Raw genomic sequence first — 24,808 nt, 5'->3', positions numbered from 1 at the left:
TTTCGTACAAGTTTTAAACACAGGGGTTCACCCTGCGCTCTTTATTTATTCATGCTGGCGAGAAAATCGCCGAGCAGGTCTTCCGCATCTTCTTCTTTTTCCGGCGCTCCCGTTTCGGGCGGTGCCGGTTCGACGGCGGCAGTTCTCCAGTCGAATGCATCAAGATCATCCGATCCAGGCGGCTCACCACCGGATCGAACCGGTTTCGCGTCCGCTTCTTCGCTGGTTTGCGGCAATTCGTCTTCCTGTAAAAAAAGCGTCTCATCCATAGATACAGGTTGTTTCGACAGGGCCGCAAAGAGCGAAGTCGCCCGGAGTGGATCCTGAATCAGTTCGTAAACAATGCTGCCGAGCATCGCTTCCGAATGTTCATGCTTCAGCCAGTCATGTTGCACTTTTGTCAGTTTGCGCGGCAGCGGGATTGTAATGGTTTCTTTGTCCTTTACGAGCGACTGGTTGATGCCCTGTAAGACATATCCGGCTATTTTGGCGGAGAAGTTCCGTTTCTCTTTTTCTTTTAACTTTGACAGTTCTTTTAAAATATGATCGGGCGTATCCTGGGGGATCCGGAACGCAATCGTCTGGCCCCGCTTCATCCCGCTTTGTTTTTCCATATTTTTTCACCTTATTTGGATTCGACCGGTTTCTTTCCTTTGTCTTCCGGTTTATTGTTTTTCCTCACATAATCCGAAATTAATTTGTAGTAAGCATTGGCCATCATCCAGATGCTCTCTTTTTCATCTTCAAAGAAATCAATATTGTAGCCTTCAAGGCTGTTGTTCAGCGTTTTTAAGTAATCTTTCAGGACAACAGAACCGCCGCCGACAAAATAGCAAATCTCTGTTTGTGAGTTTTTCTGCCACACGTTCCGGAGCAGGCGGTATTGTTTCTTTGCAAGGTCAAACAAGATACGGTCTGTAATGTCGTGCACGCTTGTCCGGCTGCCTTTTACCATAATATGGTTGCGGTCATGCTTTTTCGTGATAATATCGACCACATCACGGCGGCTGTCCAATTCGACCCCGTATTTGACGCGGATTTCTTCACGGATCTGTTCAAGCGCTTCTGATACGCCGAGATTAAATCCCTGCGCCCGGTCATCATCGACTGTCCTGTTTTTGATCACGGCGATATCCGTTGAGAGGCCGCCGATATCCTGGATTAAAATGCGTTTGTCAATCAATTCGCGGTTAATAATGTTTAAATCGTTATCCATGACAAGATTGATAAAAGCGGCAAAGCCTTCCGGATACACTTTGATTTCGTCAAATTTCAGATTGACTTTCAACCCCTGATATTTCGGTGTGACAAGAAATTCCACCTGGTGGACGGATCCAAGCAGCTGCGAGCGGTAGCCCGCATCTTTTCCCTCTTTTACTTCGCGGAGCGGCAGGCCTGTCCCAAGCGTGTAATTGGCATCAATGACATTCTGGTTGCGGGTAAAAACTTTGGCGTTTTCCTCCCTTACTGCGTCAAGCGCAAGGCTTGTAAAAAGCAGGACGAGGGTCTGATCCTCTTCCGACTTGCTGCTTCCCGGGTCAAGTTCGGTTGCATTATCGCTTTTGGTTGCGAGATCCCCGACACGGTAAATCACGTTATTTTCCTTTAAAGCAGGGGAGTGGACTTTTACATGGATGCCTTCAAGCGGATCTTTGCTGTCCAGTTCCTCAATGCCAATTACCGGCCGGTCTTCAATATCCCGTGCAATGACGTTCGGGATATTGAGTTCATACTCCATTTTTCCAAAAATGCCTTTTAAAGAATCGTTGCCTACATCGACTGCGGCAATCCGGGTCTTCCCCATTCACTTTTCCTCCCTGTATCGCTTTCTTTGGCTTACTCTAAGAATATCTGAGTCTATAAAAATAATCAATACTCTGAACTTTTTTAACGAAAATGTAAACTTGTTTGCGGCTTGTAAACTTTTGAAAAGTGTTGTTATAAAGCCATGCTTACAGGTTTGCAAACATGTTTGCGTTTTTGTTTACAAATGTTTGCGTTTGTGTAAACATGCAAACAGCTTTGAAAACATGTAAACAAATACGCAAACACAGCCAATATCCCTCATCCATAAAAAATTCACGGGTTTTTTTAAGATTCCAATTGACAGCACGACAATAAAGACTACAATGTTTCATAGTATTGAAGAATGAACATCCGCCAGACCCGGCAATATAACCGGTTTAAAAGGCTGGGGTATCAGATAAAGGGGGAAAAGTGTTGACAGCACAACAGCAATATTACAAAGACCAGACCCTGTTTCAAATTTCTTGGCCGCTCTTTATTGAGCTTTCTTTGCATATGGGAATCGGGATCATCGCAACCCTTATGCTCGGCCACTACGCCGATGATGCGGCTGCCGGGGTGGGCGTGGCCAACCAGCTGTTGAATATGTTTATACTCATTTTTAATGTCACATCCGTCGGCGCGATTATCCTGATCGGGCAAAATCTTGGCGCAGGGAAAATGAAAGAGGCGCGCCAGGTCGCCCATTCCGCTTTCGGTCTCAATTGTTGGTTCGGCCTTGCCGTCGGGCTTTTTGTTTTTCTGTTCGGGCAACTGCTTCTCGGGTTTTTCGACATTCACGGCAAGGTTTATCAATACGCGCTGACATTTGTCAAAATTTGCGGGGCTTCCCTTTTTCTCGAGTCCATCTCCCTCGCTTTAAGCGCAGTACTGAGGAGCCACGGTTTTACAAAAGAATCGATGCTTGTCACCGTTTTAATGGATTTAATTAGCATCTTTGGGAACATTTTGGCCATTACGGGGATTTTCGGGCTCCCGGTTACCGGCGTCATCGGGGTATCGTGGGCCATTGTTGTTGCACGCGTTTTTGCGGTATCGGCGCTTCTTTTCCTTGTCTACCGCAGGCTTGCATTGAAAATGGGCATCCGCGATATCGTCACCATAAAGAAAGAAGACATCCGTGCATTGCTTGAGATTGGAATCCCCTCAGCCGGTGAAAATTTTTCCTACCAGTTTTCCCAGCTGGTGATTACCGGGTTTATCGCCGTACTCGGGGAAGCATCCCTGGCAGCGCGCGTTTATTTAAATAATATTTCGATGGTCTGTTATTTGTTTACCCTCGCCATTGCATCCGGCACCCAGCTGCTTATCGCCCGGTATGTCGGTGCAAAAACGTATGAACGCGCCTTGAAACGCGGGATGAAAACTTTAAAGATTGCCATGATGGCTTCTTTCTTTACTTCGCTGGTGATTGCGCTCATCGGCTCACCTGTTTTGCACATATTTACGAAAAGCGAAGACATTCTCGCCGTCAGCATCCCGATTCTTTGGGCCATTGTTTTTACAGAACCAGGGAGAGCGATGAATATCGTGCTGATGAGTTCGCTGAAATCAGCAGGCGATGTCCGCTTCCCGGTCATGATTGGCATTTTTTCCATGTGGGTATTTGCAGCCAGCTTAAGCTATGTCCTTGGGGTGCATTTCGGGCTTGGGCTGCTCGGTATTTGGATTGCCCAGGGCATTGATGAATGGTTCCGAGGCATCTTTGCCACTCGGCGCTGGCTTTCAAAGCCTTGGGAAAGGCTGTCGCTTCTCAGAGCCTGACCATTTTTATGGCAGGCTTTTTTCTGTGGAAACGCCAGAGGGTGCAATGTTTTCTCACCTATAAGGGCACAAGCAAGCAGCCATGATTGTACGATGAAAAAGGCCCATACCCGGAACCCAAAAGGATTGTTAGCGGAAAAAGAAACCTGTATCATGGAAGTAGTTGAAACTACAGCCAAAAGGTGGAAAAGCCATGAATATCCTTGTTACATTAAATGAAAATTACCTTCCTCCCCTAAAAGTGTTAATAAACTCTCTTGTCCAAAAAAATCCTGAAGAAGCGTTTTCGATCTACCTGCTGCATTCCACCATTTCTGAAGAAAAGCTTTCCGAGTTACATCACTATGTTGAAGAGAAAGGACACCATTTTTTCCCGATCCGGATTCCGCCGGATCTGTTTAAAGATGCGCCTGTCCTCAGGCATTACACTTCAGAAATGTACTACCGGCTTACTGCCCACTTGTTTTTGCCGGCGCATCTTGACAGAATTCTTTACCTCGATCCTGACATTGTCTGTATCAACCCTGCTTCCGCATTTTATTATACAGATTTTGAAGGGCATTTTTTTATTGCATGCGAACATGAACACTCGGCAAAAAAGGCCCGCCTGATCAATAAAATGCGCCTGCGGACACCGAATGCAAAAGGATATTTTAACACCGGCGTTCTTCTCATGAATTTGGAACTGATCCGGCAGCATGTTAAAGTGGAGGAGATCTTTCACTTCATTGAAGAAAATAAACTGAAACTGCTCCTACCCGATCAGGACGTATTCAATGCCTTGTTTTGGAACAAAATAAAACCTGCCGAAAGCTACCGATATAACTATGATGCCCGGTTTTTTGAACGTGCCGCACTGCTCAAAAAACAGAATATAGAGTGGATCAAACAGCATACCGTCTTTATCCATTATTGCGGAAAAGACAAACCGTGGCACCCGAATTATAAATACGCGCTCGGCACTTTTTACCAAAAATATTGCGAATAAATACAAGCTTTTGGGCTGGGTTTGGTAAAATATAGACATACTGAAAATGAGGAGTGAAGATAATGAAAGAAGCGTTAATGAAAAGATTTACTACATACGTGAAAGTGGACACCCAGTCTAACGAAGACAGTGAAACCTGTCCTTCTACTGACGGGCAATGGACACTCCTCCGCATACTTCGCGATGAGCTGGAATCAATCGGCATGGAAGAAGTCCATCTGGATGAAAACGGCTATCTTTTTGCCACTTTGCCAAGCAATACCGATAAGGAAGTCCCGGTAATTGGATTTTTGGCACATGTCGACACGGCGACCGATTTTACAGGGAAAAACGTCAATCCGCAAATTGTCGAAAACTATGACGGGAAAGCCATCGTTTTGAACAAAGAACAAGGGGTTGTCCTGTCTCCGGATGAATACCCGAACTTAAAAAATTATATTGGCCAAACTTTGATTACAACAGATGGCACAACCCTGCTCGGCGCCGATGACAAAGCCGGCGTAACGGAGATTGTGACGGCCATGGACTATTTGCTTAAGCACCCTGAAATCAAACACGGCAAAATCAGGGTCGCTTTTACTCCGGATGAAGAGATCGGCAGAGGGCCGCATAAATTTGATGTGAAAGCGTTCGGTGCCGATTTTGCCTATACGATGGATGGCGGCCCGCTCGGTGAACTCGAGTACGAAACGTTTAACGCTGCTTCCGCTAAAATTACGGTTCGCGGCAATAATATCCACCCGGGGAGCGCAAAGGGGAAAATGGTCCATTCAGCAAAAATTGCGATGGAACTGCACAGCCTCCTGCCCGAGGATGAAGTACCGGAACGGACGGAAGGTTATGAAGGATTTTATCATCTCCTGTCCATCCACGGAGATGTCGAGCAAACAAAACTGTACTACATTATCCGCGACCACGACCGCGAAAAATTTGAGGCAAAAAAGGCAAACCTCCAGTCGATTGTCAACCGCTTAAAAGAAAAATACGGTGAAGATAATATTACGCTGGAATTGGCCGACCAATATTACAACATGAAAGAAAAAATTGAACCGGTGAAAGAAATTGTCGATATTGCACATGACGCCATGAAGAGCCTCGGCATTGAACCGATCATCTCTCCTGTCCGCGGCGGCACGGACGGATCACAGCTGTCTTACATGGGGCTACCGACGCCAAACATTTTTGCCGGTGGAGAAAACATGCACGGCAAATACGAATACGTTTCAGTGGAAACAATGGAAAAAGCCGTCCAGGTCATTGTCGAAATTGCAAAACGGTTTGAAGCAAGAGCGTAGCCAAAATAGCCGATATATCGACTGCCGGGACTTTTAAAAAGGCCAGAAATGAAAAAAACCGTTGGAATAGGTGAAATTCCAACGGTTTTTTTGTACTTAAATTTTCCCACCAACACCAAACAGGAATTTGCAGAACAACAGGCCACAGAAATTTTAAAATCGTTTCCTGGCAGATCCCTGCAGAGAGAGCCAGTTTAGAACAACCTGATGCACTAGGATAAAAAAGGTGTCCTTTCGCCAGCTACTGCCGGCTTCAGGACACCGCGTTTTGATTATGATTCCGTTATCGGTTTTACCTGCTGGGCTGTATTTTCCGGAAGGCTGTCGCGCGGGATGGTTTTCCGGATAAAGAAAGCAAGAATAAAGGCAATCACAGCCAGGTAGGTGGCAACCATAAAGGCATCATTGATCCCCATCACCGTTCCCTGCCTTGCAGCAAGCGCCGCATGAATTTTATCCGCAGGGGAAATTTGACTGGAGACCATAATATCCTTCGTATGCGCAATCCCTTTATTCGTCATGACCGAGACAAAAAAGGCCGTCCCGACAGCGCCTGCTACCATCCTGAAGGTGTTTACCATCGCAGTGCCGTATTTATTCATCGCAAGCGGCAGGTCATTCAACCCGGCCGTAAAGATTGGCATCATCAAAATAGAAATCCCGAAACTACGGATCGTATAAACAGTGACGACATAAGTAAAAGAGGTATCCAATTTCAGACGGGTCAATGCAACAGTAGTCACAATGGTAATGGCAAGCCCGATTAAAGCAAGCCATTTTGCACCATAGCGGTCAAACAGCCGACCTGTAATCGGCGACATAATTCCCATGATGACCCCGCCCGGCAAAAGCATCAGCCCGGACATAAGCGGCGAGAAACCGCGCACGTTTTGCATATAAATCGGCATTAAAATCATACCCGAAAACAATGCCATCGTCACAATAATATTAATCACCATCGTTAACGTAAACACCGGATAACGAAAAATGCGGAATTCCAAAATAGGATGGTCTATGACCCACTGGCGCCAGACAAACAAGCCGAAAGCAATCACCCCGACTGCCAGCGTCGTCATTACTTCCACACTGTCCCAGCCTTTCGTGCCGCCGGTTGAAAATCCGTATAAAATACCGCCGAAACCGAGCGAAGACAAAATAACACCGATTTTATCAAGTTTCGGCCGGCTCGTTTCCGTCACATTTTTTACAAAAACAAAAGCGAAGATCAAGTCAATGATTGCGATCGGCAAAATAATGAAAAACAGTGTCCGCCACGAGTGGTTTTCCACAATCCACCCGGAAAGCGTCGGCCCGATTGCCGGTGCAAAGTTCATGGCGACACCGAAAATCCCCATTACAAAACCGCGCCGGTCAGGTGGAAATAGCACGAAAATGACGTTTGTCACCAGCGGAAAAATAATCCCCGCTCCGGCCGCCTGGACCACCCGGCCAATGAGCAGCACAGAAAACCCTGGTGCGACTGCACAAATCAGCGTCCCCACCGCAAACAGCCCAATGGAAAACAAAAACAGCTGTCTTGTTGTAAATCGGCTCATAAGGTACGCCGTGACCGGAATGACAATCCCGTTTGTGAGCATGTAAATCGTAGAAAGCCAGTTTGCCGTAGAAGCGGAAATGTGTAAATGATTCATAATTTGCGGGAGGGCAACATTAATCAGCGTCTGGTTTAAAAACGCCACCAGTGCGCCAGCCATCATCACCGCAAAAAAAGGGACAATCCTGATAGAACTATTTTTTGTATTCATTGTTTCCATTCCAATCCCCCATTCATGATGTTAGTGTAAACGTTGTATACCGGAACTATGCCGGAAATGCAGATGGTTTTCTTTTGGCAGAAGTTTTGAAGAAAACTCCCGCCACTCAAGCGGGAGAAAGAAAGCGTTTCGATTATTTAGAGAGGGTAAACTTTCGGTACTCTAACTATTTTATTCATTTTAAGCCTGAAGTCAAGAGAAAAGTTTACTTAATTAGGGCAAAGTGCGATTGCGGAAAAAGCGCTGCCCATCAAAATTTTACCGGGTAGAATTACCGTTACATTCGGTAATCAATCTTTTTTGCAATCAAAGACAAGCAAAAGCGGGGGAGCATTTTAACAGGGCTGGTTTCGCGATTAACAGATGTAATATCAATGATGGAAATCAAAATGCGATCACAGTATGTTAAGATTTTAAAGGAGCGTGGAAAGTTGAAGGCCTTCCTTCACATAGAGCCCGGCTATGTTAAGGAAACACGAAAAAAAGATGGTCTTTCTTAACATAGAATGCGTCTACGTTAAGGAAGCAAGCAAAAACGAAAGCCTTCCTTTACATGGAACCCGGCTATGTTAAGGAAGCGTGGAAAATTGACGGCCTTCCTTCACATAGAGCCCGTCTATGTTAGGGCTTGCTGAACGAATCCGATTCTGAGTTTGTACTCGATTTGTCAGCAAGATTTGTCTTAAAATATAGAAGAATTCCTCTCCGAAAATGCGTGATTCTGTCTTCTCTATACATTGAATCAGCTTTCAAATGCAAACTTAAATTTTTGCCAAAGCTAGGAATTTTTCTTATTCAGCAAGCCCTAAATAACCAGAACCAGACCCGATAAAGCATCTGGAAAGAGGGGCGCGGTGGTGACAATACTTGGCGCACCCGCGGTCCCAAAGCTGGCAAATGCAAAATAAGAATTGACAAACCCGGTTGGAACTGCCATAATAGCAAGGACAAAAGATGAATGAATGCCTTTAAAACAGTCCCGTGAGGCTGGCAAGGTTCCGGATAAATGTGCACTTCCATGCACCTTGCTTTCATTCGGGCAAGGTGCTTTCTTTTTGCCAAAAGGGCACTTCCTGGAAAACCCCTGCCTCGCATTTTACCAATCCATTGAGGGGGAGAAATATGGAACAGCATGAAATTCAAGTTAACCAAAAACTACCTTTTCTCAAAAGCCTGCCGCTAAGTTTTCAGCATTTGTTTGCCATGTTCGGTTCAACCGTTCTCGTTCCTGTCCTGTTTAAAATTGATCCTGCGACCATTTTATTCATGAACGGGATCGGGACGCTGCTTTATATTCTGATCACAAAAGGAAAAATCCCGGCCTATCTCGGGTCCAGCTTTGCTTTTATCTCGCCGGTATTTGCCGTTCTTGCAAAACATGCGGACCTTACCGGATACAGTTACGCATTGGGCGGATTTCTTGCAGTCGGCATTATTCTCGTCATCGTTGCACTTATCGTTAAAATTGCCGGCACCCGCTGGATTGAGGTTGTGTTTCCACCTGCTGCAATGGGTGCGATCGTAGCCGTGATCGGGCTCCAGCTTGTCCCGACTGCGGCACAGATGGCAGGCCTCGTCCAGTCGGATGCTTCCGTAAAACACTGGAGCCCGGACCCTGATACCATCACGGTTTCCTTATTAACACTTGCAATCACTGTGGTCTGCTGGGTTACCCTGCGCGGCTTTCTTAAAATTATTCCGATCTTAATCGGGATCATTTGCGGCTACCTGATTTCCCTGGCATTCGGGATTGTCGACCTCAAACCTGTCCAAGAAGCAGCCTGGATTTCATTGCCGACGTACTATCCGATCAAACTGAACTGGTCCGATATCATGATGATCGTGCCGGCAGCGCTCGTCATCATTCCGGAACATATCGGCCACTTAATCGTCACGGGCAATATTGTCAAAAAAGATTTAACCAAGGACCCCGGGCTTGACCGGTCTTTGCTCGGAAACGGCATTTCCACGATTCTATCCAGTTTTGTCGGTGCCACGCCAAATACAACGTACGGTGAAAATATCGGTGTGCTCGCGATTACGCGTGTCTACTCCACGTGGGTAATCGGCGGCGCTGCGGTCCTCGCCATTATCCTTTCCTTCTGCGGAAAATTGGCGGCGCTCATATCATCGATTCCGCAGCCGGTTATGGGCGGCATCTCTCTCCTCTTGTTCGGCGTCATTGCGGCAAGCGGGCTCAGGATGCTGGTCGAACAAAAAGTGGATTACGGAAAATCGCAAAATTTGATTCTCACCTGCCTTGTTCTCGCTGTTGGCTTAAGCGGCGCAACGATCAATATCGGCACCGCCTCATTAAGCGGGATGGGGCTTGCAACAGTCGTTGCCATTATCGTAAGCCTGTTCTTTAAACTGCTGAACGTGCTCCATTTGGAAAACGAATAAATAAGGGGCGCCCCAAAAGCCGGAAACTGGCGGATGGGACGCCCCTTCTGTAATATTGGACGGGGTGCGCGAGAGCCCGCATACCATTTGCCCGGCCCGCTTTTCCGATAGCTTATAGCAGCCACAAACACCACTCCAAAATATGAAAAAACCTTTGTTTAAAAGAAAAAGCCCGGTTTCCCATGACGGATACCGGGCTTATTTTTAGATTACCGAATCAAGTTTGTTTTAGCCAAATCAACTAATTCATTGGCACGGCCGTTTAATACGGCTTTCAGCATCCACAGCGTAAATCCGTGTGCTTGTTCATACGTAATTTTAGGCGGCAAGGACAATTCCTGACGGTTTACGGCAACGTCAATAACGGCCGGTCCGTCATGTTCGAATGATTCACGGAGTGCCCCTTCCAGATCAGCTGGGTCTTCCACACGGATCCCTTTCATGCCCATCGCTTCGGCAATCGCTGCATAGTTCGGGCTGTCAAGGCCTGTTCCGGTTTCCGGATAACCGGCTGCTTTCATTTCCAGTTCAACAAAGCTTAATGCCGTGTTGTTAAAGACAACGACTTTAACTGGCAGCTTATGCTGGCGGAGCGTTAACATGTCACCCATCAGCATTGACAGGCCGCCGTCCCCGCTGAGCGAAACAACTTGCTTGCCAGGTTGTGCAACAGCCGCGCCGATCGCTTGTGGAAGCGCATTGGCCATCGTACCGTGGTTGAATGAACCGAGCAGGCGCCGTTTGCCGTTCATTTGCACATAACGTGCCGCCCACAATGTTGGTGTACCCACATCGCAAGTGAAAATGGCATCTTCATCTGCCAGATCACTGACCAGTTTTGTCAAATATTGCGGGTGGATCGGTTTGCGTCCAGGTTTGCCAACAGCCAATTCATCGAGATCTTCTCTTACTTTTTGATAAGCTTTGACATGTTTTTCAAGATGCTTGCTATTGTCTTTTTCCTGAATCATTGGAAGCAAAGCTTCAACTGTATCTTTTACATCTCCGACAACGCCGAGTGTCAGCGGTGTCCGGCGTCCCAAATGTTCGGAACGGATGTCAACCTGCAATACTTTTGCGTTTTTCGGATAGAATTGGCGGTACGGGAAGTCTGTACCGAGCATCAGCAGCGTATCGCATTCCATCATGGCGTCATAGCCGGAAGAATATCCGATCAAGCCTGTCAACCCTGCAAAGTAAGGATTATCGTATTCCAAAAACTCCTTACCGCGCAGTGCAACGACCATTGGCGATTTCAATTTATTGCACAGTTCCATAATTTCGTCATGGGCACCTTGGCAACCCGCACCGCAAAGCAGCGTTACTTTTTTCCCGTCGTTTAAGTAAGAAGCAAGCTGTGTTAAATCTTCTTCTGACGGTTTCACGACCGGTTTGGCAAAATGGACCGGTACTTGCGGCACTGCTACGTTGTCATCCAGGCCTGCAACATCACCAGGCAAAACAAGAACGGAGACGCCTTGGTTTGCGACCGCTTGTTGCATCGCCATATTTACCATTAAAGGCATTTGTTCCGGGCGTTGTACTGTTTCAATAAAATGCGCACAGTCTTTGAAAATCAATTCAGGCCGTGTTTGTTGGAAATACTCGCTTCCAATTTCACTGCTCGGAATATGGGCGGCAATCGCCAAAACCGGCACACGTGACCGGTTGCAGTCATACAGCCCATTGATAAGGTGCAAGTTTCCAGGACCGCTGCTTCCTGCGCAAACCGCAATGCTGTTATTTAAGGTAGCCTCTGCACCGGCTGCAAAAGCAGCCACTTCTTCATGGCGCACGCCGACCCATTCAATCCGCCCTGAACGCCGGATAGAGTCGAGCACTGCATTTAAAGAGTCCCCGACGATCCCATAAATTCTTTTTACACCTGCATTTAATAATGAATCAATCAGCAAATCCGCTATCGTTTTTGCCATTTGTCAATCCCCTTCTTTTCCATTTATTTTTCGTTAGTATCCCCTAAATGCCGGCTTTCAATCTCCTAATTCCTTTATCCGCATTGCGGCAAACCTAGCCAATGATCCCTTCCTTCTTCGCTGTTCTTGCACCCTTCGGCATTTGGCATACAAACTGTTATAGTAAAAAATAAATCTGTACTATATTTGTTCATAAAAAGTTCACATTTATATATTAAACCTATATATGCGGTAAAAACAAGGTTTTTGCATGAAAAAAATTATAAAATGCTTGTTTTGCACAAAACTGTATTAGTCCATATGTAAAAGATATTAATACACATTTTTAAAGCGGTTGCATTTTTTCGCTGCCGCAAAACAGACAAACCCTTTTTCATGCAATTTGCGTTATGATGGTATTGATGGATGATGAAAGGAATGAAGAATATGAAACGTTATACAATTGACCAACTGGCACAAATGATTGACCATACCAATTTAAAACCGTTTGCGGATCAAGCGGCAATGGAATCACTTTGCAGGGAGGCGCAGCAGTTCCATTTTAAAATGGTGGCGATTAACTCCGTCCAAACTGCCCTTTGCAAACACTTGCTGGAGGGTACAGATATCCATGTCGGCGCAGCCATTTCTTTTCCGCTCGGGCAGACCACGCTTGAAACCAAAGTGTTCGAAACACAAGATGCGATCGAAGACGGGGCAGACGAAATTGACTATGTCGTGAATCTGTCCGAAGTAAAAAATAAGAACTACCGTTATATCGAAAAAGAGATGGAAACCATTACGGACATTTGCAGGGAAGAAGGTGTCATTTCAAAAGTGATCTTTGAAAACTGCTATTTGGAAAAAGATGAAATCGAAGCGCTGGCCCGGATTGCCAGAAAGGTGAAGCCCGATTTTATTAAGACTTCTACCGGGTTCGGAACAGGCGGGGCCACAATAGAAGATGTCCGGTTTATGAAAGAAATTGTCGGGGACGATGTAAAAGTGAAAGCTGCAGGCGGTATACGCGACGCTGAAACGTTCCTGGCAATGATTGAAGCAGGCGCCGAACGGATCGGCACAAGGTCAGGCGTACAAATCATGGCCAGTCTCCAGACAAAAGAAACAGATGGCGTGATGACGATCGAATAATGGTAAATCTAGAGCCTTAGTTATAGATTCATTTCGCATATCTTTTTTAAAGCCATCCTTTAAAAAAGATATGCTCCTTTTAGTTCATTAGAGATTTATTTCTAAACTATCCGTATATTTAAAAAGGAGACAATTTAAATATATGAATGATAATAACAACGGAAGCAGCCTTTCGTTCGTAGATATAATTAAGACAACTAAACCATCTAAGATTCTCTTTTTTTCAGCATCTGTTCTTTCCCTTTTGGGATGTGTGATCAGTCTTACTGTCCCTCTGCTTATTGAAAGATTAATTGATCAGTTAAAATCAAATATAGACATCAAACTGATCGTTTGGATTATTGCCTTTTCATTATTAGAGAGTGTGGCATCTTCAATTTCACAATTTTTACTTTCCGTATCTGCAGAAAAAGTAATATTTAATCTACGGGAAGCACTGTGGAATAAAACATTACAATTGCCCATGAAATACTACCAGAAAAATAAATCTGAAGAGCTTGTGAGTAGATTAACAAATGATACAACTACTGTAGCGTCGATTGTAACGGATGAGATGGTTGATCTAATATCCTCATTTTTTACGCTCTGTGTTTCTATCGTCATTTTGTTGTTTTTAGATATTCCAATGACGCTTGCTCTCATTATTGTTGTCCCGCTATCCCTTTTTATTATTATTCCATTTGGTAAACGTTTTGGGGAGATTGCCTACAAATCACAAGACAGAATATCTGAACTTACAATGTTCTCTTCACAAATATTGAGGAATATTAAAATAGTAAAGTCATTTGGAGCCGAAACAAAAGAGTTGCAAAGTGGGAAAGATAAATTTTATTCACTTTACAAACTGGGAGTTAAAAGTTCGATTCTTAATGCTGTTATTGGTCCATTTCTGGGTACATTTGGTTTCTTATTACTCATTTCAGTTGTCGGATTAGGGGCCTTGCGGGTCAGCAACGGGGATATTTCAATTGGAAAATTAGTAGCATTTATTATTTACTTATTCCAAGTGATTGCCCCATTTATAAATATCAATATGTTTTTTACATCTTATCAGGAAGCAAAAGGCTCTCTAAAAAGGATTTTTGAAATCCTAAATGAGGATGTTGAACCTGATCACTTCTTAACAAATTCCGTTAAGAATAAAAATTCATTTAACACCTTAATATTGTCTCATATTACATTCTCTTATCATGAGGAGCAAGTTTTAAAAGATATCTCTTTTCATGTCAATAAAGGAGAGATCGTTGCATTAATCGGAGAAAGTGGGGCTGGAAAATCAACAATCTTTAATCTTATTGAACGCTTTTATGAACCGCAATCAGGAGAAATGTACTTAGATCATGTTTCTTTTAGAGAAGTGGAGCCGGGATTATGGAGACAGTCCTTTAGTTATGTACCACAGGATTCACAACTTTTTGACGGCACGGTAAAAGATAATATCACTTATGGTTTATCATCAGTAACGGAAGAAGAAATTGTTCATGCAGCAAAACTTGCCAATGCACATGATTTTATATTAGCACTTCCTGATGGATATGGAAGCGAGATAGGGGAGTACGGGAATCGTCTATCAAGCGGGCAAAAACAAAGAATTGCAATTGCCAGGGCTTTTCTAAGAAAACCTGATTTTATACTAATGGATGAATCAACCGCCAATTTAGATTCAGAATCTGAATATTTATTACAAGATTCTTTGAAACATTTATCTGAACATGTGGGCGTCATTTTAATTGCCCATCGTTTATCAACCATCATGAATACAGACCGGATTTTGGTATTGGAAAATGGTAAAATTACTGGAGATGGCAAGCATGAGACTCTATACCAAACCAACGCTTATTATAGAAATTTGATTCAACATCAAGGACTGAATAAGAATCAATCCTGAATTTCGAAAGAAAAATAGAAGTTTAAAATGAAAAAGTTCCCAAACCTGCCTTATTCCCAAAAATGTTAGGATCTGCTTCTCTCCTAAGCCAAATATAATCCTCAGCTGCCTCTGTGTAGGCAGCTGGAGCTAAATGGTGAGCTAAAATGATTTTTTAACCAATTTTATATAAAGCATACTTGTTTCCTCATTTTCCAACTATAATACCACGTTCATGGACAAATTGTTGCCCTTATCATAGTAGTGTTCGTTTGGTTCCGCAGTCCGTTTTCGTCATATTCATACTGGGCAATAGTTGTCCCGCTGATTGTCGTGACTTTTCCTCATTCTGGTAATTAGCAAGATTGCTATGTGCTGCTTTTTATGCTGCAATATTTCATTTCCGGTTGGTGCTGGGAATGATTTTTTTATCGGTAAATCGGCATTCGCAACCCGTTAATTTCGCCGGAAACAGTTGCGGCTTCTTTCATACCCGACCAGGCCGGGCACAAAAGAAGCCACTTCCGTTCGTGTAAAGTTTTATGCGTTTCCTTTTTCCACTGCTTCCGGGACGGTTTGCAACCCATTTTCGCTCCGGGTTTTGCGGATCAGGCCGACAAGCAAATAGACAACCGGGGTCATGATGATCGAAGCTGCAAATTTAAAAATATACTGGGTGAGAATCAGCGTTCCAATCATCCCAGGCGGCACCGTTCCGTAAAAAGCAATCACGATAAAAATAGACGTATCGATCAACTGGCTGAACATCGTGGAAGCATTGTTGCGCAGCCACAGTTTTTTTCTGCCGTGCCTTGTTTTCAGCTTATGAAATACAAAAACATCGAGATTTTGGCTGACCCAATACGAAATCAGGCTGGCCAACACGACGCGGAAACTGCCGCTTAAAATCGTTTTAAAGGCATCTTGGTGCTGAAAAGAAGGGGCAGCCGGGAGATGGATGGCGGCCACGATAAAAACCAGGGCAAGGATTTGGGTGAGAAAACCTGCCTGGACCGTTGCCCGGCCCGCCTTTTTCCCGTAAACTTCCACTGTAACATCAACAAGGGGATACGTAAAAATGTAAATGATGGCGGCAGCGGGCAGCACAATCGCATCGCCAATATGAAACAGCTTCACAGAAATGATATTCGATAAAATCAGCAGCCCGACAAACATGCCATTTAAGTATGCATTCATCTGTATCCCCCTCACCGGTTATCCACTTTTTCAGGATACAGATCGTGATGCATCAGGCGAAAATGGGCCATGTCTTCATATTTGGTGCCCGGCTTCCCGTAATTGCACCACGGATCGATGGAAATACCCCCGCGCGGCGTAAATTTTCCCCACACTTCAATGTAGCGGAGATCAAGCAGCTTGATGAGATCGTCCATGATGATATTGACGCAGTCTTCATGAAAATCGCCATGGTTGCGGAAACTGAAAAGATACAGTTTTAGAGATTTGCTTTCGACAATTTTTTTGTCCGGTATATAAGAAATATACATGGTTGCAAAATCCGGTTGTCCGGTAAGCGGGCACAGACTTGTAAATTCCGGGCAGTTGAATTTTACAAAATAGTCACGGTCCGCATGCAGATTGTCAACCGCCTCCAATACCCCGGGATCGTAATCCGCCGGGTATTTTGTTTTTTGGTTGCCGAGCAACGTTAAGTCCTGCAATCCTTCTTCCTGTTTTCTTCCAGCCATAAAAAAACCTCCTGTCAAAAATGTTCCCGTCATTTTTTCCAAGAGAGGCGCAGACCCGTGCCAGAATAAGATGAAAAAAGCCACATCCCGTATGGACATGGCTTTTTGATCCATTTATCCATAGTTTTTTATAGAGGGTTTGCTATGAACCTCATGCTTATGCAACTGTTCAATACCTCTCCCAGTCGGGTAGGTGTTCCTTACCATTTTAGAAAATGATGCGGCGCCTGTAAACCCTTTGAACGGAGAAATCTTCCATTCATTCGAAATAAAAGCGATCAGTCTTCACTTTTTACAGGTTCCGCTTTCGCAAATAATTTCCCCGGCCAGAATGCATAGCGGCCGAGCACGGTGGTAATCGCCGGCACGAGTAGCGGGCGGACGACAAAGGTATCCAGCAGAACGCCAATCGCGGTTACAATGCCGAACTGGACCAATATTTGGATCGGGAGCACCGTTAAAACCGCAAACGTTCCGGCTAAAATCAGCCCGGCTGAGGTAATGACGGCACCAGTTTCTGTGACGCCAAGGGCAATCGCGCGCCTGTGCGGCAAATGCTGTTTATTTTTCCAAATGCCCGAGATCATGAAAATATTGTAGTCTTCCCCAAGAGCGACAAGGAATACAAATGCATAGAGCGGAATAAGGTCCTGGATGGCGGAAATGCCCAACCCATAATGGATCAGCAGCCAGCCTGCGCCCAATGCCGCCACATAGGAAAGCAGAACTGTCACAATCAAGTAAACCATGGCAACGAGTGACCGCAAATACAGCAGCAACAAAATGGCAATGATGAAAACGACAGACGGGACAATGACCTTCATATCCCTTTCAGTCACCTTGGCCGTATCATAAAGGGAAGAGGTAATGCCACCAATCCAGATTTGGCTTTTGGACAGACCGGCCTTTTGCAATTGCTTTTGTATCACCGGGATGGATTGAATTGCTTTTTCACTGTACGGGTTATCTTTTAATCTTACATTGTAAGATTCATACTGTTTATCTTTTTCCCCGTATTGCGGTCCGGTTACGGTGTCAACAAACGGCAGTTTTTCAAGCGCTGCCTTTACATTCGCGCCTTTTCCTTCCGTATTGGCGATCACCTGGACAGGCGCCAGCTCGCCCGGCGAAAAATGGTCTGCGATGATTTCATAGCCTTCGCGCGACGGCATATCTTTCGGGAATGACTCGATCAAGTTCTGCGTATACGCGATTTTCGGTACGAAGAAAGCGAGCCCGCCGAGAATGATGACGCTCAGTACAATGATAAGCCAAGGCTTTCTTGTGACCGCTTCTCCCACTTTCCGGCTCCATTTCCCATGTGCAGCATGACGGCGGATCTTTTTCCCTTTTTTCGCTTCCAGGGCGCTGGCCATTTGTTCTGTTCTCGGAATAAACGGAAAGAAAGAAGCCCGGCCTAAAATGGAAAGTAGCGCCGGCAGCAGTGTCAATGCGGCAATGCCCATGATAAAGATGGCAAGGCTGAACGGAACAGCAAACCGCTGATACGTCCCGTAGTGCGCAAAAAGCAATGTGAACAGGCTGAGCACGACCGTAATCGCGCTGACCATGATCGCGCCGCCCGAATGCCGGATGGCCGTGTGCAGCGCTTTTATCTTATCTTCTTCTTCCAGCAAACATTCACGGTATTTTGAAACAAGAAATAAACAGTAATCCGTGCCGGCCCCGAATAAAAGGACAGTCATGATCGAAGTGGCCTGGGAATCCACTGTAATGATGCCTTCTTTTGCAAGAAATCCCAAAACCGGCCCGATTGCCCCATAAGCAAATACGACACCGATAAGCGGAACAAGCGCCAAAATCGGCGACCGATACAATACAATCAAGAGCACCAGCACAAGCAGCACGGTAGAAACCAACAGGGTGATATCCGCTTTGCTAAATAGTGACACCGCATCCGTGGATATGCCCGCAGGCCCTGTGAAGCGGACATGCAGGCCGTCATCTGCCAGTTTCTTATTCAAAATGGCTTTCGATTCGAGGGATGTCACTCTCTTCTTCAATTCTTTCAAGTTATCTGCCAGTTCATCCGTTCCTGCGCTTTTTTCCATAAATACCGGCGTAACAATCGTTGTGCCGTCTTTTGAAGCCTGCCCGCCCAGTGCCTGCGGCGGCATTTTTTCGTACGGTGGGATAAAACTTTGTGCGGGAAGCGGGTTTTTCTTTAAATCCCCGTACAATTTAGCAATCGTTCCGTAATCCTGCTGCGAGAGGCCGCCTTCACGGTACCAGGCGATAAGAAGCGGCGTGCCCGCATTCGGGAACTGTTTTTCAGCCACCTTTTCAGCCCGGACGGACATGGCTGAATCCGGCAGATTTGCTGCGCTGTTATCCGTGACTTTATTCACATTCGGAAAAACAGCAGACAAAACGGACACGACCAGGATCCATGCGGCAAGCGTTACCCATCTCCCTCTCCTTCCGGCACATGCTCCCGTGAACTTTACCAGTATATTTTTCATCGGTTTCCCACCTTTTTTACAGACTTATCACTATTTTATAATAGATGAAGCGGCCAAACAACCGAATCGGGCGGTCAGAGCAGAGCCGGGGGCCGGATTCAAATCATATTTATGGAAGCAAAAGGAAAACCTGCCTGTAAAAATATGTTTTCGCGGATCAAAAGCGGGAATAGTACCTTTGTTCTATTCACCTTTTGGCATGCTTAAAATCATAATTGATTGAAAATTTTTCCACATTCACTTATACTAAACGCATCAACTATTACTTCTTTTGGAAGGGGTACTTTTCTTGGAACGGAATCATACAATCATGCAGTTTTTTGAATGGAATACGCCGGCAGACGGCAGCCATTGGAACCGGCTGAAAGAAATGGCGCCCGAATTAAAGAAAACCGGGATTGATGCTGTCTGGCTTCCGCCGGTGACAAAAGGACAGTCAGACATGGATAATGGTTATGGCGTGTATGACCATTATGACCTTGGAGAGTTTGACCAGAAAGGCACCGTCAGGACAAAGTACGGGACGAAACAGCAATTGCATGAAGCGATCAACGCCTGCCACGAGCATGATATCCAGGTCTATATCGATGTCGTCATGAACCATAAAGCGGGCGCAGATGAAACCGAAGCTTTCCAAGTGGTGGAAGTCGACCCGATGGACCGCACCAAAGAAATTTCCGAACCATTTGAAATAGAAGGCTGGACAAAGTTCAATTTTACAAACCGGAAAGGCAAGTATTCTGATTTTACGTGGAATCATACCCATTTCAGTGGCGTCGATTACGACAACCGGACAGGGCGGAACGGCATTTTCCGTATTGTCGGGGAAAATAAGCATTGGGATGAGCATGTTGACAACGAATTTGGAAACTTTGATTACTTGATGTACGCGGACATTGATTACAACCATCCGGATGTAAAAAAAGAAATGATCGAATGGGGAAAATGGCTGGCCGATACGACCGGTTGTGACGGCTACCGGCTCGATGCCATTAAGCATATCAACCATGACTTTATCCGCGACTTTGCCGCTGCCTTAATGGAACACCGCGGAGACCATTTTTATTTTGTCGGCGAGTTCTGGAATCCGCAGCTGGAAGCGTGCCAAAAATACCTCGACCATGTACAGTTTAAAATCGATTTGTTCGATGTTGCACTCCATTATAAATTGCATGAAGCATCTAAAAAAGGGCGCGCGTTTGACCTCCCGACGATTTTTCATGATACACTCGTTCAAACGCACCCGCTGAATGCTGTTACGTTTGTCGATAACCATGATTCACAGCCGAACGAATCGCTGGAATCATGGGTGGACGACTGGTTTAAGCAGAGCGCCTATGCCTTGATTCTGCTGCGGAAAGACGGTTATCCGTGCGTCTTTTACGGGGATATGTACGGCATCGGCGGCGACAATCCGATTCCCGGAAAAAAAGACGCCCTTTCCCCGCTTTTATCTGTCCGGCGGGAAAAAGCGTATGGCGAGCAAGATGATTATTTCGACCATCCGAACACAATCGGCTGGGTGCGCCGCGGCGTTCCGGAGATCCCGCATTCCGGCTGTGCCGTCGTTATCTCAAACGGCGAGAACGGCGAAAAAAGAATGCTTGTCGGAAAAGAGCGCGCTGGCGAGGTTTGGGTGGACGCTACCGGCAACCGGCAGGAAAAAGTTACAATTGGCGAAGACGGCTATGCAGGATTTCCGGTTAACGGCGGAAGCGTTTCTGTCTGGGTACAGGAAACGGATGAAAACTAAGGAGGGGTACTGTTCCATCTTCCGGAACGGTGCTTATTTCATTCTTTCAGCTTATAGCTGTTTTTGCCGCGTTTTTTAATTTCGTACATCGTTTCATCCGCTTTTGCAATCAAGGTTTCTTCATCGCTGCAATGGTCCGGATACAAACTGATCCCGATGCTGCCTGTTGCTTCTATTGAGTGGGGGCCGATTTGGAACGGGCGGCTGAACGCTTCCACCATCCGGTTTTGCAACGCGGTCAAAACTTGGCGCCTGTTGTGATTCATTGAACCAAAAAGAATCTGTGGTAAACTGTTCATACAGAAACCTTTAGAAGGGATACGCCATGGCACAATTCGTATACAAGCAAATTATCGATGATTTGAAACAAAAAATTTTTGCCGGACAGTTCCCCGATATGAAACTGCCGGATGAACGAAGCCTGAGTGAAGCCTATCAGGTCAGCCGCAGTTCCATTAAGCGGGCGCTCTCGAAAATGGCCAACGACGGCATTATTTTTAAAAAACGCGGTTCCGGAACATTCATCAATCCTTTGTATATAAAAAACGCGTCCATTTTTAATTACGAAGGCACAAACCTCGGTGTCACCGACAATTTTCACATGCATGGCCAAAAGCCGGCCACAAAAGTGCTCTGTTTTGAGGTCATTCCGCCGACAGAAGAATTGCAGCGGAATTTGTTTTTGAACCCCCATGATTTTGTTTATAAAATACGCCGGCTCCGCTTGTTTGATGAGGATCCGTTTATGATGGAGACCGGTTATATTCCGATAAAAATCGTCCAAAATTTAACGCCCGAAATCATTGAAGGCTCCATTTTCAACTATCTGGAAGATGTCCACAATATGGCCGTAACGAAATCTTTTTTATCTATTTTTGCAGAACCGTCCAACGCGAAGGACCGTGAACTTTTGCGTTTAAAAGAACATGAACCGGTCGGTATTATGGAAGGCATCTTTTTTCTCGACAACGGCACGCCGTTTGAGTTTTCCCATATGCGGCTCCACTATCAATATTTAAAGTTCAATACATTTGTATCGGTGTCAGAGTAGGCTGAATGCATTTCAGCTTTTTTTAGACATGATATGTTCATAATTTCACGAATTTGGACCGTATTAATTTGTAAAAAGATTGATTTTTTAGGTGTAAGCGGTATGATGAACGTAGATGATAAATGAAAGGAAGCGGTTGAAATGGCAATGGCAGCTTCGCAAGTCGCTTATTCCTCCCCTGCTTATCTGAAAAATTTAGATGCATACTGGCGTGCAGCCAACTATATTTCGGTTGGCCAGCTTTATTTAAAAGACAATCCGTTATTAAAAGAACCCGTAAAGCCTTCTGATCTGAAAGCAAAACCGATCGGGCACTGGGGGACGATTTCAGGGCAGAACTTTATTTACGCCCATCTGAACCGAGTGATCAACAAATACGATTTAAATATGTTTTATATTGAAGGGCCGGGGCACGGCGGCCAGGTGATGGTATCCAATTCTTATCTTGACGGCAGTTATACTGAAATTTATCCGAATGTAACACAGGACATAGAAGGGATGAAGAGACTGTTTAAACAGTTTTCATTCCCGGGCGGCATTGCTTCCCACGCGGCACCGGAAACGCCGGGATCGATCCATGAAGGCGGCGAACTGGGCTATTCCCTTTCACACGGCACCGGCGCCATTTTGGACCAGCCCGATTTAATGGCCGCTGTTGTCGTCGGCGACGGGGAAGCGGAAACCGGGCCGCTTGCCACTTCCTGGTTGTCCAACCGGTTCATCAACCCGGTAACGGACGGCGCCGTTCTGCCAATTTTGCTTTTAAACGGTTTTAAAATCAGCAATCCGACCATGCTCTCCCGTATGTCTGATGAACAACTGGCGCTTTATTTTGAAGGGCTCGGCTGGCGGCCGTATTTCGTTGAAGGAGAAGACCCGCAAGAAATGCACCGCGATATGGCGTATGTAATGGACCAAATGATCGAACAGATCCAAGCCATCCAGTCACATGCCCGAAAAACCGGTGACACCACCCGCCCCGCTTGGCCAATGCTTGTTTTCCGTGCGCCAAAAGGGTGGACCGGCCCTAAGGAATGGGACGAGAAGCCGGTTGAACATTCATTCCGCGCCCACCAGATTCCGGTTCCGGTCGACCAGGACCATATGGAACATCTCGATGTTTTAATCAACTGGATGAAAAGTTACAGGCCGGAAGAATTATTCAATGAAAACGGGCGGCTGAGACCGGAAATTGCCGAGATCGCCCCGAAAGGCAGCAAACGAATGGCGATGAATCCTGCCACCAATGCCGGCTTCCATATCAAAGACCTTGATCTGCCGGATTTCCGCGATTATGCGCTGGACAACAAGGAACATGGAAAACAGATGGCGCAGGATATGACCGTTTTAGGGACATATTTAAAAGACGTGATTTTAAAAAATGAAGCCAAACGCAACTTCCGGATTTTCGGCCCGGATGAAACGATGTCGAACCGCCTGGCGCCAGTATTTGAGGCCACAAAGCGGCAATGGGTGGAAAAAATCAAAGAACCGAATGATGAATTTTTGGCACCGGACGGCCGTGTCATTGACTCGCAACTGTCTGAGCACCAGGCGGAAGGATTTTTGGAAGGCTATGTTTTAACCGGCCGCCACGGTTTCTTTGCAAGTTACGAAGCGTTCCTGCGTGTCGTCGATTCGATGATCACCCAGCATTTCAAATGGCTGCGAAAAGCAGCAGAACAAAAGTGGCGTGCGGATATCCCGTCATTGAATGTGGTCGCCACTTCCACTGTATTCCAACAAGATCATAACGGCTATACCCATCAGGATCCGGGCATTCTTGGCCACCTGGCTGATAAAAAACCGGAATTTATCCGCGAATATTTGCCGGCCGATGCCAATACGCTGCTCGCTGTATTTGACAAAATCCTGAACGACCGCGGGAAAATCAATCTGATTGTTTCTTCCAAACACCCGCGCCCGCAATGGTTTACCGTTGAAGAAGCGGAAGAGCTGGCAGACCGCGGACTGAAAATCATTGACTGGGCAAGCACAGACGAAGACGGTGATCCGGATATTGTCATTGCCGCATGCGGGACAGAACCGTTGCTTGAAAGCCTCGCTGCTGTTTCGATTTTGCACGAAAAACTGCCGAAATTGAAGATTCGTATGATCAATGTGCTCGATATTTTGAAATTAAGAAGTCCGGCATTGGATCCGCGCGGGCTTTCGGATGAAGCGTTCGACGCCTATTTTACAAAGGACAAACCGGTTGTTTTTGCCTTCCACGGTTACGAAGGCCTGATCAAAGACTTGTTTTTTGACCGTGCAAACCACAATCTGCATGTGCACGGCTACCGTGAAAACGGGGATATCACAACGCCGTTTGACATGCGCGTGATGAACCAGATGGATCGGTTTGACCTTGTAAAAGAAGTGGTGTCAAGCCTGCCTGATACAGCCCGGCACGCAGCCCTCATCAGCGAAATGGACAGCATGCTGCAAAAACATCATGCGTACATCCGCGAAGAAGGCACAGATCTGCCGGAAATCGAAAACTGGCAGTGGCAAGCGATAAAATAACAGCAAGAAAAACCGGGCGGACGTATCGAAATCGCTGAAAAAACCAATGAAATATAAAACGGCGGGACACCATCATGAATCGTGTCCCACCGTTTTTTTCATTCTATAGAGAAAACGGGTTTTTTCTTTTCCAAATCCAACAGCTCTGAGGAGTAAAAATTTTTCGTGATAATTTAACTATTCCCCCCCCAAAAATGCGGCTAAATATGTAATAATTTAAATAATTAGAGCTTGCTGGACGAATATTTTGGCATGGCTTAGTGACAAGTCGAATACAAGCTAAAATTTGATTCGTTCAGCAAGCCCTAATTAAATATGGATGT

At 45.6% G+C, this 24,808-nt stretch carries 17 protein-coding genes; 9 read left to right on the top strand and 8 right to left on the bottom strand.

The features are described from left to right. Window positions 1-41 precede the first annotated feature (41 nt). Window positions 42-614: a hypothetical protein gene (locus P9687_RS04625; RefSeq protein WP_061565296.1), complete on the bottom strand. Its 573-nt coding sequence runs from the start codon at window positions 612-614 to the stop codon at window positions 42-44. Between the two features lie 11 nt (window positions 615-625). Beyond that, entirely contained in the window at window positions 626-1,804 is a 1,179-nt protein-coding gene (locus tag P9687_RS04620) for a ParM/StbA family protein (protein ID WP_061565297.1), read from the bottom strand. Window positions 1,805-2,220: 416 nt separating this feature from the next. On the opposite strand from P9687_RS04620, the gene P9687_RS04615 reads away from it, so the two are divergent. The 3 genes from P9687_RS04615 to pepT all read left to right on the top strand — a co-directional run bounded on the left by P9687_RS04615 (window position 2,221) and on the right by pepT (window position 5,853). Then, window positions 2,221-3,570, top strand: coding sequence for an MATE family efflux transporter (locus P9687_RS04615; protein WP_014096672.1), 1,350 nt, complete (start codon window positions 2,221-2,223; stop codon window positions 3,568-3,570). A gap of 193 nt (window positions 3,571-3,763) precedes the next feature. Continuing rightward, a complete protein-coding gene (locus P9687_RS04610) occupies window positions 3,764-4,558 on the top strand; it encodes a glycosyltransferase family 8 protein (protein ID WP_035188692.1) in 795 nt (264 codons plus the stop codon). Window positions 4,559-4,620: 62 nt separating this feature from the next. Then, on the top strand, window positions 4,621-5,853 hold the full coding sequence (gene pepT / locus P9687_RS04605) for a peptidase T (RefSeq protein ID WP_035188694.1): 1,233 nt from the start codon (window positions 4,621-4,623) through the stop codon (window positions 5,851-5,853). 272 nt (window positions 5,854-6,125) lie between these two features. Here pepT and P9687_RS04600 read toward each other — a convergent pair whose 3' ends face one another. After that, a complete protein-coding gene (locus P9687_RS04600) occupies window positions 6,126-7,628 on the bottom strand; it encodes a DHA2 family efflux MFS transporter permease subunit (RefSeq protein WP_035188696.1) in 1,503 nt (500 codons plus the stop codon). 1,122 nt (window positions 7,629-8,750) lie between these two features. On the opposite strand from P9687_RS04600, the gene uraA reads away from it, so the two are divergent. Beyond that, the gene (uraA, locus tag P9687_RS04595; RefSeq protein ID WP_035188701.1) at window positions 8,751-10,031 is read left to right on the top strand and encodes a uracil permease; all 1,281 of its coding nucleotides are present in this window, start codon (window positions 8,751-8,753) and stop codon (window positions 10,029-10,031) included. Between the two features lie 209 nt (window positions 10,032-10,240). Here the strand turns inward: uraA and poxB are convergent, their stop codons facing one another. Further along, window positions 10,241-11,965: a ubiquinone-dependent pyruvate dehydrogenase gene (poxB, locus tag P9687_RS04590; protein ID WP_035188702.1), complete on the bottom strand. Its 1,725-nt coding sequence runs from the start codon at window positions 11,963-11,965 to the stop codon at window positions 10,241-10,243. A gap of 426 nt (window positions 11,966-12,391) precedes the next feature. Here poxB and deoC point away from each other — a divergent pair, with 426 nt between their 5' ends. Next, the gene (gene deoC, locus P9687_RS04585; protein ID WP_014096664.1) at window positions 12,392-13,096 is read left to right on the top strand and encodes a deoxyribose-phosphate aldolase; all 705 of its coding nucleotides are present in this window, start codon (window positions 12,392-12,394) and stop codon (window positions 13,094-13,096) included. 142 nt (window positions 13,097-13,238) lie between these two features. Then, window positions 13,239-14,984 (top strand): ABC transporter ATP-binding protein, encoded by a 1,746-nt coding sequence (locus P9687_RS04580; RefSeq protein WP_061086815.1) that lies wholly within the window; start codon window positions 13,239-13,241, stop codon window positions 14,982-14,984. A gap of 519 nt (window positions 14,985-15,503) precedes the next feature. Here P9687_RS04580 and P9687_RS04575 read toward each other — a convergent pair. The 3 genes from P9687_RS04575 to P9687_RS04565 all read right to left on the bottom strand — a co-directional run bounded on the left by P9687_RS04575 (window position 15,504) and on the right by P9687_RS04565 (window position 19,155). Further along, window positions 15,504-16,160, bottom strand: a complete 657-nt coding sequence (locus P9687_RS04575; protein WP_014096662.1) for a queuosine precursor transporter — start codon at window positions 16,158-16,160, stop codon at window positions 15,504-15,506. Between the two features lie 11 nt (window positions 16,161-16,171). Continuing rightward, complete coding sequence (queF, locus tag P9687_RS04570) at window positions 16,172-16,672, bottom strand: preQ(1) synthase (RefSeq protein ID WP_035188704.1); 501 nt, start codon at window positions 16,670-16,672, stop codon at window positions 16,172-16,174. Between the two features lie 278 nt (window positions 16,673-16,950). Continuing rightward, the gene (locus P9687_RS04565; protein ID WP_035188706.1) at window positions 16,951-19,155 is read right to left on the bottom strand and encodes an MMPL family transporter; all 2,205 of its coding nucleotides are present in this window, start codon (window positions 19,153-19,155) and stop codon (window positions 16,951-16,953) included. A 289-nt stretch (window positions 19,156-19,444) separates the two neighbouring features. Here P9687_RS04565 and P9687_RS04560 point away from each other — a divergent pair, with 289 nt between their 5' ends. After that, entirely contained in the window at window positions 19,445-20,908 is a 1,464-nt protein-coding gene (locus P9687_RS04560) for an alpha-amylase (RefSeq protein ID WP_035188707.1), read from the top strand. A 38-nt stretch (window positions 20,909-20,946) separates the two neighbouring features. Here the strand turns inward: P9687_RS04560 and P9687_RS04555 are convergent, their stop codons facing one another. Next, complete coding sequence (locus P9687_RS04555) at window positions 20,947-21,207, bottom strand: diguanylate cyclase domain-containing protein (RefSeq protein WP_014096658.1); 261 nt, start codon at window positions 21,205-21,207, stop codon at window positions 20,947-20,949. A 26-nt stretch (window positions 21,208-21,233) separates the two neighbouring features. Here P9687_RS04555 and P9687_RS04550 point away from each other — a divergent pair, with 26 nt between their 5' ends. Beyond that, complete coding sequence (locus tag P9687_RS04550) at window positions 21,234-21,959, top strand: GntR family transcriptional regulator (RefSeq protein WP_035188708.1); 726 nt, start codon at window positions 21,234-21,236, stop codon at window positions 21,957-21,959. A 141-nt stretch (window positions 21,960-22,100) separates the two neighbouring features. Next, the gene (locus P9687_RS04545) at window positions 22,101-24,485 is read left to right on the top strand and encodes a phosphoketolase family protein (protein WP_153013161.1); all 2,385 of its coding nucleotides are present in this window, start codon (window positions 22,101-22,103) and stop codon (window positions 24,483-24,485) included. Window positions 24,486-24,808: the final 323 nt, after the last annotated feature.

Origin of the sequence: Weizmannia sp. CD-2023, assembly GCF_036225245.1 — a bacterium.
GTDB lineage: Bacteria > Bacillota > Bacilli > Bacillales > Bacillaceae_C > Weizmannia > Weizmannia faecalis.
The sequence above is the reverse complement of the archived record's forward strand: the minus strand, read 5'-3'. Positions and strand labels throughout refer to the sequence as shown.